We start from the raw sequence: 16,114 nt of genomic DNA, 5'->3' as shown, positions 1-16,114 counted from the left end.
CTGAACTCCAGGCTCTCGCAGTGTGGTGCGACCGCACGGGGGCCATCGGCCGACTGTCGCGAAGCGCGTTCGAGGCCCGATCGAGTCTGCCCGCCAATACTTCTCCTTGCTCGGTCGCAGCTAAGTACACCACACCTCATCACCACCGCTCTCGCCATGGGCGGACACGCGCACGCAACATCGTGCCCGGCCGCGAACGCCGTTCGACGGGTCGATGAACCGGAGGTGACACCGGCGCGGCGGGTCGCCGGTCCGGCGACGCGCCCCACGCCGTTAACGAAAAATTTTTCAGGTTGCACGCACACAGCAGGCAAATGTGAATTGGGCCACATAGATGCCACACAGCGTGCACATTTGATCACTAATTTGCCGCACAGCAAATTCTCGTCGGTGAGCGGTGGCCGCCCGTCTCGGCCCAGTCTGCAAAACCGCCTGGTACCAGGCACTTTAGGTTGTTAGTGTCCCGCCCATGACTACGTGGGGGCTGGTCAGGAATCCGTCATCGATGCGTAAGCGCGCGGCACGGGGGGACCGTCGGCGCGCCGCAGCACACGCCACGGCGGCGCAGCACAGCGACGTGCGGGTGCAGATGTGGCCACGCTGGTTCGACAACCCCTACCTGCCCAGCCTGATCGAGTCGCTGCGCGCATCGGGCGTCCGCGCCGGGTCGTCTACCCTGCTCTACCTGGGCGCATACCGCTTGCGCCCCGGTGACTGGTTGCATCTGCACTGGCCGGGTGAGGCCCACCTGCACAAATCGCGGCTGCTCTACCGGGTGCATGCCGCCTCCGTCCGGATCCAGCTGCGCGCCCTCAAGCGCCGCGGGGTGCGGATCGCCTGGACCGCGCACAACCTGGTGCCGCACGACGACCCGCATCCCGATCTGGGCCGCAAGGCGCGCCGCGATCTGCTGGCCATGACCGACCATGTGTTCGTGCATTTCGACGGCGCCTGCGCCGAGTTGGCCGAAACCTTCGGCTACACCGGACCGTGCACCACGGTGCACCACCCGCACTACGTGGCGGACTACCCGGCACCGCCGTCGCGCGAGGAGGCGCGCGCCCGGCTCGGCATCCCGTCCGACGGCTTCGTGGCGCTCGCCTTCGGACGCATCCGGCCGTACAAGGGCGTCGGCAACGCCATCGAGGCGTTCCAGCGCATCGCCGGCGCGAACGACCGCCTGATCATCGCGGGCACCCGTCAGGGCGATGTGTCGGCAGAGCTCGCGCTGGCCGCGGACGATCCCCGGATCATCGTGCACGCCAAGCACATTCCCGACAGTGAGGTACCGCTCTACTACGGTGCGGCCGACGCCGCGGTGATCTCCCACCGGGCGTTCTTCACCTCCGGGAGCGCCGTCCTGGCGTTGAGCATGGGCTGCCCCGTGGTGGGGCCCGCCCTGCACCACCTCGCTGACCTGGCCGGCCCGCAACGGCTGTACGCCGTCGAACCCTCCGTCGACGGCCTGGCCGCGGGCCTGGCCGAGGCACGTGCCGCGGCCGGGATCACCGACCACGCCGCGGTGCGGGACTGGGCCGAGCATTACGGCAGCTGGCGCGACGCGGCGAACCGGACGGCCGCGGTGCTCACCGGTGGTCGCGCCGTCAGCGCCTGATCGATCTCAAGGCGTGCGCCACGCGCGGGTGACCATCGACGCGTTGGCCGCCGCCTGACCGAAGTCGGTATCGGCATCGTCGTCGTCCACGTCGTCATACCAGTCGGCGTCGCGGGGACCGGACCCTCCAGCGCCTGCCGCCGCGCCGACGGGCACGGCCGCCCGCCGTTTGCGGGTGGCCTTCTTCTTGGTGGGGGGCGCCGCGGGCCACCAGTTCTTGTCACCCAGCAGCACGGCGATGGCCGGCACGGTGATGGTGCGCACCAGGAAGGTGTCCAGCAGCAGACCGATACCGATGATGAAACCGGTCTGGACCACCGCCGCGATGCTGCTGACCGTCAGCGCCAGCATGGATGCCGCGAAGATGAGGCCGGCCGAGGTGATCACACCACCGGTGGCACCGACGGTGCGGATCACGGCGGCCCGCATGCCGCGGTGCGCCTCCTCCTTGATCCGGGAGATGAGCAGCAGGTTGTAGTCCGCTCCGACCGCCACCAGCACCAGGAATGTCACGCCGGGGGTGTTCCAGAAGATCGGCTGCTTCAACAGGAACTGGAACACGATGACGGTGATGCCCAACGCCGACATGTACGACAGCACCACGGTGAGCACCAGGTACAGCGGCGCCAGGATGGCCCGCAGCAGCACCACCAGGATGAAGAACACCACGATCAGCGTCACCAGCACGATGTAGCGGATATCGGCGTTGTAGTAGTCGCGGATATCGTTCTGGCCGCGGGTGAACCCGACCATGGTGATGTCGGCATCCGCCAAAGTCGTGTTGGGACGCGAACTTTCGGCCGCCGCGATGATGTCCTCGACCTGGTCCATGGCCGCCGTGCCGAACGGGTCCAGCGCGGTCTGCACCAGATACCGGGCGGTGTGACCGTCCTGGGAGATGAACAGCTTGGCGGCCTTCTCGAATTCCGGCCGGGTGAGGATCTGCGGCGGGATGTAGAAACCGGACATCGACGGGTCGGCCGCGTCCCGCTTCATCGCCAGCAGGAAGTCCGACGCCTGCCCGAGGCCGCCGCCCATCTGCCGGGTCTGGTCGACCAGCAGTTTGACACCCTGGGCCAGCTTCTCGCTGGAGTCGGCGAGCAGGTTGGCGCCCTTGGTCAGCGTCTCGAGCTGGGACTTGAGTGCCACCGGGTCGGTGGCCTTCAGCTCGTCGGCGGCGGTCAGGGCGGTGTCCAGGTTGCTGTCGATCCCGGAGAGCTGGTCGTGCAGGGAGGCGTCGTCGGTGTTCTGCAGGTCCTGGGCGGCCACCTTGAGCTGCATCATGGTGCCGTCTTGATAGGCGTTGAGCAGGTTGGTCATATCGGTGCGCACCGCCCGGCAGGCCGGGTCGATCGAGCACCACGGCACCGCGTTGAGCACCTGCAGGGCGGGCTGCAACCAGACCGCGTTGGTGACGACGGCGTCCATCCCGATACCGACCTGCTTGCCGAGGTTGCGCAACCCGTCCACCAACTGGGCGCTGGCGCTGGCCCGCTTGATCGTGCCGGTACCGCCGTATTCCTTGTCGATCTCGACCAGCGCGTTGAGCATGGTGTTCAGCGGGCCCGCCGATTGCAGCACCTGCTCCCTGAGCTTGTTCAGCGCGTCGGCGAGCTGGCGGGATCCGTCGGTCAGCGCGGTCAGGTTGCCGTCGTTCTGCGAGATGAGATTGGTGGCCTCCTCCATCTTCTCGCCGACCTCACCGGCTTGATGGGTGGCCCTGGCCTCGGTGAGCATCTCGCCGTTGGGACGGGTGATACCCCGGACGGCGGCGATGTCGGGCAACTGCGCCACCCGCGCGGCCATCTGCTCCATGTCGGCCAGTGCCCGCGGTGACCGCAGATCCTGGGTGTCCGAATGGATCACGATGAACTGCTGCATCGAATTGCTCACCGGGAAGTGCGCGTTCATCGTCTCGTAGGAGTCGTTGCTGGACGATTTCACCGGCAGGTTCTTGCGGTCGTCGTAGTTGAAGTCCACCAGCAGCGCGCAGCTGGCCAGTGAGATGAGCACGATCAGGCTGCAGATCAGGTTGAGCCACGGCCGGCGCACGATGTTCACCCCGGACAGCCGCCAGAACCGGCCGGTGATGTCCTTGCGCGGGTTGACCCAGCCGCGCCGGCCCGCCAGCACGATGAAGGCCGGCAGCAGGGTCACCGACGACAGGAAGCCGACGAAGATGGTGACGGCCAGCGCGGGACCGATCGTCGAGAACACGGCCAGCTGCGTGAACATCAGCGACATGAAGGTGATCGCGACCGTGCCCGCCGAGCCGGCGATCACCTCCCCGATCGACACCAGCGCGGCGACCACGGCCTGGTCCGAGGCCATGCCACCGCGCAGGTACTCCTGATATCGGCTGAACAGGAAGACGGCGTAGTCGATGCCGGCACCGATCATCATGCCGGTGATGAGCATGAGGGTCTGCGGGCCCAGCCCGAGGCCGATCAGGCCGAGGCCGGCGATCACCTGCTGCGCGGTGGCCAGTGAGATGCCGATGGTCAGCAGCGGGATGACCATCGCGACGATGTTGCGGTAGACGATGATCAGGATGAGCAGCACCGTGATGACGGTGGACAGCTCGATGATGTGCTGATCACGCAGCGCGATGCCGGTGACATCCTCCATGGTCGCGGCGGCACCGACCACGCTCGGTTTCAGCGTGGTGTTTGCCGTGACCTCGTTGATGATCTTCATGGCGTCTCGGTACGCCTTCTGGCCCTGGCTGGTGCCCATGGTGCCGTACAGGCTGACCGGAAGGTTGAACGCCTTGCCGTCCTTGCTGGTCATCGCGGGCTTCAGCTCGGGGATGTGCACGAAGTCCTGGGTGCCGATCACCACATCGGACTTGGCCCGCAGTTTGTCCACCAACGTCCGGTAGGTGGCCTCGTCCTCCTTGCTCAGCCCGTTCTCGTCGACGAGGACGACGGCGATCATGTTGCTGGCGCCGGCCTCGTTGAACGCCGTCTTCATCTGGTTGCCGGCGGCCAGCACGGGGGCGTCCTTGGGCCAGAAGTCCGGCGGATTGCGCGCCGCGACGGTCGCCAGCGGTGGCAGCGCAGCGAACAACGCGCCGGCGATGACCACCCAGGTGGCGATCATGAGCACCGGGTGGCGGACGATCAGTCGGCCACTGCCCGTCAAGAAGGCATGGGCGCTCACCTTGGGACGTTTGAACATTGCGGACCAGGCTACATGTTTCCGCCGCTGAGTTGACCGCGGCCGGGGCAATATCGGCGCGGCCCAGCAATCTTCTCAGGTTCTTTATACATTGGCGTCTCCGGAAACCGGGCGGCGCGCTGACCGCGTGCGGAGAACGGCATCGACGCTGAACACCGCCAGTGCGAGCCAAATCAGTGCAAACCCGAGCCAGCGCGCGGGCGGCATCGGCTCATGGCCGACTAGCACACCCCACGTCATTTGCATGATCGGCGTCAGGTAGAACAGCAGCCCCATTGTCACCATCGGCAGGCGCTGTGCCGCGGCAGCGAACAACAACAGTGGGATTGCGGTCAGCACACCCGAGGACACCAGCAGCACGACGTGGGCGGCACCGTGCCCGGTGAAGGTGCCCGCACCCGAGGACTGCAGCACCGCGAGGTAGCCCAGAGCAAACGGCGCCGCCAGCCCCGCCTCGACGCCGACGCTGACCCGTGGATCGGTGTCCACCGTCTTCTTCACCGCGCCGTAGAGCCCGAACGACAGCGCCAGCCCGAGCCCGATATACGGCAGCGCACCGACCTCGACCGTCAGCACCACCACCGCCACCACCGCGATGGCCAGCGCGGCCGCCTGGGCGCGGTTGAGCCGCTCCCGGAAGATCAGCACCCCGAGCCCCACCGTCACCAACGGATTGATGAAATAGCCCAGCGCGGCATCGACCACGTGGCCGTTGTTCACCGCGTACACGTAGATCGCCCAGTTCGCGGAGATCAGGGCCGACGCGCCGGCCAGTAACAGCCAGGTCCGCCCCGACATCCGGCGCAGGTCGCCGAGCCGGCGCACCAGGACGATCACCAGCGCCATCAGCACCAGGCTCCAAACGATCCGGTGCGCCAGGATCTCGACGGCACCGGCCGGTTCGAGCAGCGGGAAGAACGCCGGGAACAGCCCCCACGTGCCGTAGGCGCCGGCGCCGAAGAGCAACCCGGCGCGCCGGCCCCGGTCGCTTGGCTCCGGAGTCACCTCAGTGGTCGCGCAGGACGTCGAGGGCGTGCTGCAGATCGGCCGGGTACGGGCTGGTGATCTCGATCCACCTGCCGTCGGCAGGATGCGCGAAGGCCAGTGAGCGGGCGTGCAGCCACTGCCGCTCCAGGCCCAACTTCTTGGCCAGGGTGGGGTCGGCGCCGTAGGTCAGGTCGCCGCAGCACGGATGGTGCAGCGCCGAGAAATGCACCCGGATCTGGTGCGTGCGGCCGGTTTCCAGGTGCACGTCCAGCAGGCTGGCCGCGACATGAGCTTCGATCGTGTCGTAGTGGGTGACGCTGTGCCTGCCCCCTTCGGTGACCGCGAATTTCCAGTCGTGCCCGCGGTGCCGGCCGATCGGGGCGTCGATGGTGCCGCTGGACGGATCGGGATGACCCTGTACCAGCGCGTGGTAGCGCTTGTCCACGGTGCGCTGTTTGAACGCGCGCTTGAGCAGCGTGTACGCCCGCTCCGAGATGGCCACCACCATGACACCGGAGGTGCCGACGTCCAGCCGGTGCACGATGCCCTGCCGTTCGTGCACGCCGGAGGTGGTGATCCGGTAGCCGGCCGCCGCCAGGCCGCCCAGCACGGTGGGACCGGTCCAGCCCACCGATGCGTGCGCGGCGACCCCGGCGGGTTTGTCGACGGCGACGATATCGGCGTCGGAGTACAGGATGGTCATGCCCTCGATGTCGACCGGGGTGTTCTCGATCGGCGCCGGCGCATCCGGGATGCGCACCTCCAGCCAGGCGCCGGCCGTCAGCTTCTCCGATTTCCCCGCGGTCACCCCGTCGAGTTCCACACCGCCCTCTTCGGCGATCGCCGCCGCCGCGGTGCGGGACAGTCCGAGCAACCGGGCCAATCCGGCGTCCACCCGCATGCCCGCCAGCCCCTCGGGTACCGGCATTGAGCGGGTGGTCACTCCGGGGTATCCGTGTCGTTCGCCAGTCCGCCGGCCGGTTGCGCCGCCGGCTCCTCGGGCCTGCGCCGTCCGTCGGTGTCGAAATCGAAGCCGAACAGCGACAGCACCACCAGCAGGATCGCCCCGCCGACGACGGCCGGGTCGGCCACGTTGAACACCGGCCACCAGCCGATCGACAGGAAGTCGACGACGTGGCCGCGCAGCGGGCCGGGCGAGCGGAAGAACCGGTCCACCAGGTTGCCCAGCGCGCCACCGAGGATCATGCCCAGGCCGAGCGCCCACCACGGCGAGACCAGTCGGCGACCCATCCAGATGATGCCGACCACCACCCCGGCCGCGATCAGGGTGAGCACCCAGGTGTAGCCGGTGGCCATGGAGAACGCCGCACCCGAATTACGCACCAGGGTCCACGTCACGGTGTCGCCGATGATCGACACCGGCTGGCCGGGTGTCAGCAGGTGCACGGCGAGCACCTTGGTGACGACGTCGAGGGCCAGCACCACGCCGGCGACCGTGAGCAGCAGACGCATCCGCCGGCGCGAGCGCGGTCCGGCGGTACCGGCCTGCTCAGGGCCCGCCGGCGCGGCCGCGTCGGTTGCGGGGGTGGCGCTCGGCCCGGCCGGTGTTTCGTCAGTCACCCGTCCATCATCCCAAACGACGCGGCGGCGATGCCGAACGCGCCGCCCGATACGGCGGACAACCGCGGCCCGGCCGGGTATTGATGGGTCGGTGAGCTGGTTTCGACACGCTGCGATCGGTGTGGCGCTGTTCGCCGTCCTGCCGATGGGTGCCGCGGCGGCGCAGCCCCCTGCGGGTGCCGACGCCGTCGACGGCTACCCGCTCGCCCAGGGCAACTATTCGTCGCCCGACGCGGACGATTTCGCCTGGGTGTTCTTCAAGACCCCGGACGGGCGCGGCTGCGGGATCGGACCCAACGGCGGCCCGGTGGGCTGCGATGCGGTGCCCTATGACGTGACCGGATTCGATCAGACGGTGGTGGAACCGGGCGCGCCGGCGGGCTATCGCCAGTCGGGTCCGCGGACGTTCACCCGTGACGTCGACGTGCTGCCCGAAGGCCACCGGTTACAGAACTGGGGTGCCGGTTGCGGTGTCGGTCATCAGGGCACGGTGACCTGCCACACCTACGGCGAGCACGGGTTCGTCCTGGCGGCCACCTATTCGGTGTTCTGGTAGAGACCGGCCAGATAGTCCTGCCAATCCAGGCTGTCCACCGGGTCGGCGCGGGTGATCTCGTCGTCGTCGGCGGCGAAGGTCCTGGCCACGCCCGGTCCGCCGGCCCGCGTCTCGAACCGGACCGTCATCACCCCGTGGCCGGCCCCCTGCAGCCAGCCGTGCCCGTACCGCCGGTGTGTCACATCGTCACCGATGCGCCACGGGGCCGGCGCCGGCGCCGCGGCCGACGGTGCCGCCGGGTGTTCGGCGATATCGTCGTGCACCTGGTCGAGGTCGGGGAACAACGACTCCTGCTGCACCTGCGACAGTCCCGAAAAGCCCACGCCGACAAGGCGAATCGGGCCGACCTCGACGGGGTCGAGCAGCAGCCGGCGGGCCGTGGAGATCAGCGTGGCCGCGTCGGTGGTGGCATACGGCAGGGTGGCCGACCGGGTCAGGGTGCTCATATCCGACTTCTTGAGTTTGACGGTGACGGTGCGGGCACCCCGGCCGTCCTTGGTCAGTCGCCGGTGCGCGTGTTCGCCGATCGGTCCGGCGGCCTCGCGGAGCTGGTCGAGGGTGCGCAGGTCTTCGGGGAACGTCGACTCGGCACTGATCTGCTTGGCCTCGGCGCGTTCGGCCACCGGCCGGTCGTCGATGCCCCGCGCCAGCCGGTGCAGTGCCGGACCGACCGTGCCACCCAGGATGTCGGCGACCTCGCCGTCGGTGAGCGCGGCGAACGCGCCGATGGTCTCGATACCGAGCCGGCTGAGCTTCTCCTCGGCGACCGGGCCGATGCCCCAGAGCCGCCGCACCGGCAACCCGTCCAGCAGGGCCCGTTCGGCGCTGCGCTCGATCACCCGGATACCGTCCGGCTTGGCCAGACCCGAGGCGATCTTGGCGACCTGCTTGCCGGAGCCCGCACCGACCGACGCCACCAGACCGGTTTCGGCCAGCACCTTGGCGCGCAACGCGGCGCAGAAGTTCTCCACCTCGACGGCCGTCGCGCCGGCCAGCTCGGCGGGCTCGCCGAACGCCTCGTCGAAGGACAGTTGTTCGAGCACCGGCACCACCGAGCGCACCGTGTCGAACACGCGGCCACTGGCCACCCCGTAGACCGCGCCGCGCGGCGGCAGCACCACCGCGGGCGCCCCGACCAGCCGGCGGGCCTGGTGCATCGGCATCGCCGAACGCGCGCCGTACACCCGGGCCTCGTAACTGGCGCCGGCCACCACACCGCGCCCGCCCAGCCCGCCGACCAGGACCGGCCGGCCGCGCAGGGTCGGCCGGGTCAGCTGCTCGACGGACGCGAAGAACGCGTCCATATCCAGATGCAGGACCCAGCGCTCCACAGCCCTCGATGCTAGGGGTCGGATCTGACGTGCCGGAGCCGGCGGTGCCCGGCTCACCGGCGTGACTACGCTGGCTGCCATGGACGACGTGCCCATCCGCGACGAGACGATCCGGCTCGGGCAGTTCCTCAAACTGGCCGGTCTGATCGACACCGGCTCGGACGCCAAGTCCGTGATCGCCGAGGGCCTGGTGCGCGTCAACGACGAGGTGGACACCCGCCGGGGCAGGCAGTTGCAGCCCGGTGACGTGGTGTCGTTCGCCGGTCGCGCGGCGCGGGTCGCCCGGCCCTGAACGACACCTGACAGCAAGGGGCGGCCGGCGCGGGACGCCCGGGCCTGGCGTGCCACCGCCGCATCGCACGGTTTTTTGCCGACACGCGCGGCACCGGGCGAGCCTGCGCGTACGTCGCGCCGGTGCCGCGGCGGGCGCCCTTTGCCGGTACCCGCCCCGTCTCACGCGACACGCCGGCCGCGTCACCGAAACCGTGCAGCAAACCGTTGATATGGCAAATATCGGTCAGCGCCGCCGCCTGGCCCGCGTGGCCGTTGATCGAATAGTGCTGATACAGAAGCTTTTTCGAGTTTTGGCCAACATCATCTGGCCTGTGGTTAGCTGCACGGCATGGCCTTGTTCGACGCACAGCAAAAGCACGAGCGGATCGTGGCGCGGCTCAGGGGTTGGCCCGGCCCACTCGGCGCGGGAATCTTGGAGTGGTACGCCGCGGCCATGCGACGCTGGGCCCCCGAACAGGACGGTGTGACGTACTTCGGTGCCACCGTGCGCTGCGATCCGGTCGACACCATCCAGCGGATGATCCTGTTGTTCAAGGTGTGGGAGCCGGGTGTCTCCGCGGTGATCGAGGCCAACCTGCGTCCCGGCGACGTGTTCGTCGACATCGGCGCGAACATCGGCTACGACAGCCTGCTCGCCGCCAGCCTGGGTGCGGACGTGGTGGCGGTGGAGGCAGCGCCGAGCACCTTCGGCCGGTTGGTCGGCAATCTGGACCGCAATCCCGACCTCGGTTGCCGGGTCCGGGCGGTGAACGTGGCGGTGTCCGACCGGCCCGGCGAGCTCGACCTGTACGAATTCGGGCCGTCCAACACCGGGGCCACCACCACCATCGCCGCGCGGCACGGCACCCGGTGCGCGACGGTGCAGGCCGCCCGGCTCGGCGACATCCTGACCCCCGCCGAACGGTCCGCCGTCCGGTTGATCAAGATGGACGTCGAGGGGGCCGAACCGGCGATCCTCGACGACCTCCTCGATCATCTCGACGACTATCCCGCCCGCATGGACATCGTCATCGAGGCCAACCCGCAGGACGACCAGGCCCGCTTCGGCGCGCTGTTCGGGCGGTTGCGCGACGCCGGTTTCACGGCCTGGTCGATCGAGAACCGGTACGGCAACGGGTGGTACCTGCACTGGCGGGCCACCCCACCGCGGCGGCTGGACGCCGCGCCCGAGCAGCGGTGCGACCTGCTGCTCACCCGGCGCGACACCCTGTGATCACCGCCGGCAATCAGGCCTTCGCCAGCACCACCCGCACCCCGTCGCCGATCTCGCTGCCGTCGGGCAGGCCGTCCGCGCCCACCAATTCGAAGCTGGTGGCCAGCACCTCCCCGGCGATCAGCTCGCGGTGCGTGTCCGCCCACTCGGCCAGCCGGTCCGGCACCGCCATCACGACCGAGATGCGGTCGGACACGTCCAGGCCGGTGGCCTTGCGCAGTTCCTGCAACTCCCGGATGCGGTCCTTGGCCCAGCCCTCGGCCTCCAACTCCGGGGTGACCGTCCCGTCCAGCACCACCAGCCCCGCGCCGTCGGGCAGGGCGGCCGTCCACTCGGGTTCGGCGGCAACAAGTTTGGCGGTGTACTCGCCCTCCAGCAGCACGGCGGGCCCGGCGGTCAGGGTCCCGTCCGGATTGACCACGCCCGCACCGGCCTTCACCGCCTTGATGGCGGCCTGCACGTCCTTGCCGATCCGCGGCCCGGCCACCCGGGCGTTGACGGCGAGCTCGAAGCGGCCGTAGGCGTCGATATCGTCGGTGAACTCGACCGCCTTGACGTTGAGCTCATCGGCGATCAGCTCGGCGAACGGGGCCAGCGCGGCCGGGTCGGCCACCGCCACGGTCAGTTTCGGCAGCGGCAACCGCACCCGCAGCTTCTTGGCCTTGCGCAGCGAGGACCCCGTCGAGCACACCTCGCGCACCTGGTCCATGGCCGCCACCAGGTCCGGATCGGCGGGCAGCAGGTCCGCCGCCGGCCAGTCGGTCAGGTGTACCGACCGCTCCCCCGTCACCCCACGCCAGATCACCTCCGACACCAGCGGCAGCAGCGGCGCGGCCAGCCGGCCGGTCACCTCGAGCACCGTGTGCAGGGTGTCGATGGCCTCGGCGTCCTCCTCCCAGAACCGGGAACGCGACCGCCGCACATACCAATTCGTCAGCGCCTCGGTGAACTGGCGCAGCTGCTCACACGCCCCGGAGATATCGCAGACGTCGAGTGAATCCGTCAGGTCGTCACGCAGGGCGGCCAGCTTGGCCAGGATGTAGCGGTCCAGCACATGGGTGGAGTCGGTGCGCCAGACGCCGCGCTTCGGCGCGTACAGCGTGAGAAACGTGTAGGCGTTCCAGAACGGCAACTGCACCTGGCGCACGCCCTCGCGGATGCCCTGCTCGGTGACGATCAGGTTGCCGCCGCGCAGGATCGGTGAGGCCATCAGGAACCAGCGCATCGCGTCGGACCCGTCGCGGTCGAACACCTCGGACACGTCCGGGTAGTTGCGCAGCGACTTGCTCATCTTCTGGCCGTCGTTGCCCAGCACGATGCCGTGTGCCACACAGGTTTTGAACGCGGGCTTGTCGAACAGCGCGGTGGCCAGCACATGCATGGTGTAGAACCAGCCGCGGGTCTGGCCGATGTACTCGACGATGAAATCGCCGGGGAAATGCGCCTCGACATCCGGCGTACCGTCGAACCAGTCCCGGTTCTCGAACGGGTAGTGCACCTGGGCGTACGGCATCGAGCCCGAGTCGAACCACACGTCGAACACGTCCTCGATCCGGCGCATCATCGACTTGCCGGTCGGGTCGTCGGGGTTGGGCCGGGTCAGCTCGTCGATGTAGGGCCGGTGCAGGTTGTCCGGGCGCACCCCGAAATCGCGTTCCAGCTCGTCCAGGCTGCCGTACACGTCGATCCGCGGGTAGGCCGGGTCGTCGGACTTCCACACCGGGATCGGGCTGCCCCAGTAACGATTTCGCGATACCGACCAGTCCCTGGCATTGGACAGCCACTTGCCGAACTGGCCGTCCTTGACGTGCTCGGGATACCAGGTGATCTGTTGGTTGAGTTCCACCATGCGGTCCCGGAACTCGGTGACCTTGATGAACCAGGACGACACCGCGCGGTAGATCAGCGGGTTGCGGCAGCGCCAGCAGTGCGGGTAGGAGTGCTCGTAGGTCTCATGGCGCAGCAGCACGGCGCCGTTCGCGCCCGCCGAGCCGGTGCCGTTCTTCAGGTCGCGGATGATCTGGGGATTGGCGTCGAACACGTGCTGCCCGGCGTAGTCGGGCACGGTCGCGTCGAAGCGGCCCTTGGAGTCGACGGGGGTGACCGCGACGATATCGGCGGTGTCGGCGGTGGCCTTGTCGTCTTCGCCGTAGGCCGGCGCCATGTGCACGATGCCGGTGCCGTCGTCGGTGCTGACGAAGTCGGCGGCCAGCACCTGGAAGGAGTTGACCGCGTCCGGAAAGTACGGGAACGGCGGGGTGTAGCGCGTGCCGACCAACGCCGCGCCGGGGTAACTGCCGACCACCACCGGCTCCTCGCCGAGTTCGCGGGCGTAGGCGGCCAGCCGGGCCTCGGCGAGCACGTAGCGGTTCCCGTCGGGGCCGTCGACCGCGACGTAGGTGACCTCGGGGTTGACCGCGACGGCCTGGTTGGACGGCAGCGTCCACGGCGTGGTGGTCCAGATGAGCAGGTGGCTGCCCGCGACCGGACCATCGGTTGCCCGGAACCCGACCGTCAGTGCCGGGTCCTGCCGGCTCTGGTAGACGTCGTCGTCCATCCGCAGTTCGTGGTTGGACAGCGGTGTCTCGTCGTTCCAGCAGTACGGCAGCACCCGGTTGCCCTCATATGCCAGGCCCTTGTCCCACAGCTGTTTGAACGCCCAGATCACCGACTCCATGAAGCCCAGATCCAGCGTCTTGTAGTCGTTGTCGAAATCGACCCAGCGGGCCTGCCGGGTGACGTACGCACGCCACTCGTCGGTGTACTTGAGCACCGAGGCGCGGCACGCGTCGTTGAACTTCTCGATGCCCATCTGTTCGATCTGCGCCTTGTCGGCGATGCCGAGCTGGCGCTGCACCTCGAGTTCGGCGGGCAGGCCGTGGGTGTCCCAGCCGAATCGGCGTTCCACCTTGAAGCCGCGCATGGTGCGGTAGCGCGGGACGATGTCCTTGACGTAGCCGGTGAGCAGGTGGCCGTAATGCGGCAGCCCGTTGGCGAACGGCGGGCCGTCGTAGAAGACGTACTCCGGGGCGCCGTCGCGGCGGTCGATGCTGGCGCGGAAGGTGTCGTCGGCGGCCCAGTACTCCAGGACGTCGGCTTCCAGCGCGGGGAAGTTGGGCGATCCGCCCGTCGGTTTCGGGTAGCTGGCCACCACATGTCTCCTGTGCCGAGTACGTCAGGCACGGGGACGATCGTCGCGCGGGTGCGCGAGCGCCGCGGTACCACCCCGCTTGCGCACCGACGGTGCGCCACTCCACTGTGGGCGATGACGGGCCCACCCGTTCGGTTCTACTCGGCAGCAGGATCGCGTCCTGACGGCGTTTCTTCCGAAGGCTCCCCGGTGATGGCCGGATCGATGCCGTTGGCAGCGAGTTTACGGCAGGTGGGTTCAGGCGACCTCGAGGGCGGTGGGGACCGCCTCCGACGTGACCTCGATCAGCGCCAGCGCAAACTGCTCGGTGAGCTCCTCGACGGTGTAGTCCTCGAATTGCCGGGTGTCGTACCACCAGTCCAGCGCCACCACCCCGGCTTCGCGATAGGCCCGTAGCTCCAGCGCGTGCCCGAGGCCGGGGATGACCTCGGCTGCCCGCCCGCCGGCGGTGTAGCTGAACGCCACCTCGGCGCCGGCGCAAGGGACGTCGGCGATCGACGCGCGCACCGCGGCCAGCAGCCGGGTGGCGTCGACCTCGGCCGGGGCCACGCACGGCACGCCAACGCCGTAGACCGTGCCGGCGCCCTCGACCATGAGGTCGACGTGCAGCACGCCACCACCGGCGGTGCGCTGCACCGTCCGCCCCAGCGCGGCCAGCAGGATGACCTCGGCGGGCACGCCGAGATGCCGGCTCGCGCCATCGAGCTCATCGCTGAGCAACTGGGACAACGGAGCCGCCAGCCGGCCCATGTCGTCGGGCAGCGGCGCGCCCTCGGCGTCGTAGTCGGTCAGGGTCGGTGCGGCGCCCGCGTCGAGAGCGAGCACGCCGAGCGGGAAGGCGGCACGGGCCGCGGCGAATTCGCCGGTGCCGACGTGGTCCTGGAAAAGCGGAGCAACCATGGGCACCACACTACGGCCTGTGTCCCAAAAATGGGACACGACTCCCGAAACTGTGACGGCAGTGTCAATTAAGAATTCGATGTCCGAAAAATGATTGCTGGCGCCCATTGGCGGGATGCCGTTACTGTGAGTGGGTGCCTCGTACCGATGAGAACGGTCGCCAACTCAAGGCGTTGCTGGATTACCTGCTCGACGGCGACGTCGAAGCCAAGGACATCTACGACGCGCTGGGCATCTCCAGCAGCACGTACTACCGCCGCATCAAGGAGGCCAGCTACCCCGACGCCGAGGAGCTGCGCCAGGTGGCGGACCGTTTTTCGCTGAGTTATCCCGATCTGCAAATCCGCTTCGGCCTCATGAGCCGACAGGAGGTGTGGAACTACATCGAATCCACGCCCTTCACCGTCACCGCGGTGAAGGAGGCGGTGCGGGAAGACACCGCCACCCGCCGACAGACCAGGCCGCCGCGACTCTCCGAATTGTCGCCGCGTAGCGACGCGCCGCCCCTCTAAGCAGTACTATTTGCTGACCGGAATTCAGCTTTAAGGCCACGACAGATGCAACTCACCGTACTCATCGCTATCACCTTGGCGTGTATCGCGTGGAGCTTGTGGATCCGACGCGTCACCTGGTCGAGCCGCTGGGAAGTTGCCGCGACCCTGAACATCGCCCTGCAGGGCATGGCGGTGCTGTTGATGTCGCCGCTGGCCTCCGAGACCCTGGGCAAGCTGCTGCACGCCATGACCGGCATGTGGAACCTCGAGGACTACATCGGCCACGACTGCTACATCGTCGCCGCGTCCGCCATCGTCTACAACGCCGTGGGCCGGCTGCAGGACGACCACGCCATGCAGCGCGCCTTCAAGCAGTACATCGAACGGCCGGCCACGCTGTGCATCCCGCTGATGCTGGCCGCCTTCTCGCTGAGCAACGGCGCCACCGTGTACCGCGACGATTTCTTCGAGGTGCCCACCGACTTCTGGCTCAGCCTGTACTGGCTGATGGTCTGCGGCATGCTGATCTACCTGCTCAGCTACGGGGTGCGCGCCCTGCTGGTGCTGCGCAAGGACCCGAAGTCGCGCAAGATCGCCAACGTGTACCTGGCGGCCTCCGCCAGCGGCATCATCGCCTGCGCCGTCCGCATCGTCACCGCCTACGTCGTCCCGCTGCAGATCTGGGACGGCGGCACGCTGGTGTGGATCTTCGCCTGCGGGTGCGCCGCCGGATTCGCGCTCACCTCGGCCTACTCCTGGCAGATCAAGACGAAATGGTTCACCAGGGCCGGACGCTGAACGCCCGGTCGGCC

General features: G+C 68.6%; 13 protein-coding genes. 6 read left to right on the top strand and 7 right to left on the bottom strand.

From position 1 onward, the window contains the following. Window positions 1-469 precede the first annotated feature (469 nt). The gene (locus BN977_RS16795) at window positions 470-1,615 is read left to right on the top strand and encodes a glycosyltransferase (RefSeq protein ID WP_081664469.1); all 1,146 of its coding nucleotides are present in this window, start codon (window positions 470-472) and stop codon (window positions 1,613-1,615) included. 6 nt (window positions 1,616-1,621) lie between these two features. Here BN977_RS16795 and BN977_RS16790 read toward each other — a convergent pair whose 3' ends face one another. From BN977_RS16790 to lspA, 4 genes are all read right to left on the bottom strand, one after another. Beyond that, the gene (locus tag BN977_RS16790) at window positions 1,622-4,795 is read right to left on the bottom strand and encodes an MMPL/RND family transporter (RefSeq protein ID WP_024453972.1); all 3,174 of its coding nucleotides are present in this window, start codon (window positions 4,793-4,795) and stop codon (window positions 1,622-1,624) included. 84 nt (window positions 4,796-4,879) lie between these two features. Beyond that, window positions 4,880-5,800 (bottom strand): EamA family transporter RarD, encoded by a 921-nt coding sequence (rarD, locus tag BN977_RS16785; RefSeq protein WP_036399735.1) that lies wholly within the window; start codon window positions 5,798-5,800, stop codon window positions 4,880-4,882. A gap of 1 nt (window position 5,801) precedes the next feature. Further along, complete coding sequence (locus BN977_RS16780) at window positions 5,802-6,725, bottom strand: RluA family pseudouridine synthase (RefSeq protein WP_024453970.1); 924 nt, start codon at window positions 6,723-6,725, stop codon at window positions 5,802-5,804. Continuing rightward, complete coding sequence (gene lspA / locus BN977_RS16775; RefSeq protein ID WP_234709637.1) at window positions 6,722-7,255, bottom strand: signal peptidase II; 534 nt, start codon at window positions 7,253-7,255, stop codon at window positions 6,722-6,724. Before lspA ends, BN977_RS16780 begins: the two co-directional genes overlap by 4 nt. Before the next feature lie 253 nt (window positions 7,256-7,508). Here lspA and BN977_RS16770 point away from each other — a divergent pair, with 253 nt between their 5' ends. Continuing rightward, window positions 7,509-7,919: a hypothetical protein gene (locus BN977_RS16770; RefSeq protein ID WP_051561679.1), complete on the top strand. Its 411-nt coding sequence runs from the start codon at window positions 7,509-7,511 to the stop codon at window positions 7,917-7,919. On the opposite strand, the gene BN977_RS16765 is transcribed toward BN977_RS16770, so the two are convergent. Then, complete coding sequence (locus BN977_RS16765; RefSeq protein WP_051561677.1) at window positions 7,901-9,223, bottom strand: DNA polymerase IV; 1,323 nt, start codon at window positions 9,221-9,223, stop codon at window positions 7,901-7,903. The two genes, BN977_RS16770 and BN977_RS16765, sit on opposite strands and share 19 nt — an antisense overlap. Window positions 9,224-9,329: 106 nt before the next feature. Here BN977_RS16765 and BN977_RS16760 point away from each other — a divergent pair, with 106 nt between their 5' ends. Both BN977_RS16760 and BN977_RS16755 read left to right on the top strand, forming a co-directional pair. Further along, window positions 9,330-9,542, top strand: coding sequence for an RNA-binding S4 domain-containing protein (locus BN977_RS16760; protein ID WP_024453966.1), 213 nt, complete (start codon window positions 9,330-9,332; stop codon window positions 9,540-9,542). A 330-nt stretch (window positions 9,543-9,872) separates the two neighbouring features. Continuing rightward, window positions 9,873-10,757 carry an FkbM family methyltransferase gene (locus tag BN977_RS16755; RefSeq protein WP_051561597.1) on the top strand — a complete coding sequence of 295 codons (885 nt, stop codon included), beginning with the start codon at window positions 9,873-9,875 and terminating at the stop codon, window positions 10,755-10,757. 13 nt (window positions 10,758-10,770) lie between these two features. On the opposite strand, the gene ileS is transcribed toward BN977_RS16755, so the two are convergent. Continuing rightward, a complete protein-coding gene (ileS, locus tag BN977_RS16750) occupies window positions 10,771-13,908 on the bottom strand; it encodes an isoleucine--tRNA ligase (RefSeq protein WP_036400382.1) in 3,138 nt (1,045 codons plus the stop codon). A 237-nt stretch (window positions 13,909-14,145) separates the two neighbouring features. Further along, on the bottom strand, window positions 14,146-14,808 hold the full coding sequence (locus BN977_RS16745) for a hypothetical protein (protein ID WP_036399729.1): 663 nt from the start codon (window positions 14,806-14,808) through the stop codon (window positions 14,146-14,148). A 134-nt stretch (window positions 14,809-14,942) separates the two neighbouring features. Here BN977_RS16745 and BN977_RS16740 point away from each other — a divergent pair, with 134 nt between their 5' ends. Beyond that, window positions 14,943-15,320: a transcriptional regulator gene (locus BN977_RS16740; RefSeq protein WP_036399726.1), complete on the top strand. Its 378-nt coding sequence runs from the start codon at window positions 14,943-14,945 to the stop codon at window positions 15,318-15,320. Window positions 15,321-15,365: 45 nt separating this feature from the next. Further along, on the top strand, window positions 15,366-16,100 hold the full coding sequence (locus tag BN977_RS16735) for a hypothetical protein (protein ID WP_036399724.1): 735 nt from the start codon (window positions 15,366-15,368) through the stop codon (window positions 16,098-16,100). The last annotated feature ends 14 nt before the right edge of the window (window positions 16,101-16,114 follow it).

Source organism: Mycolicibacterium cosmeticum (assembly GCF_000613185.1).
Classification (GTDB): Bacteria; Actinomycetota; Actinomycetes; order Mycobacteriales; family Mycobacteriaceae; genus Mycobacterium; species Mycobacterium cosmeticum.
The sequence above is the reverse complement of the archived record's forward strand: the minus strand, read 5'-3'. Positions and strand labels throughout refer to the sequence as shown.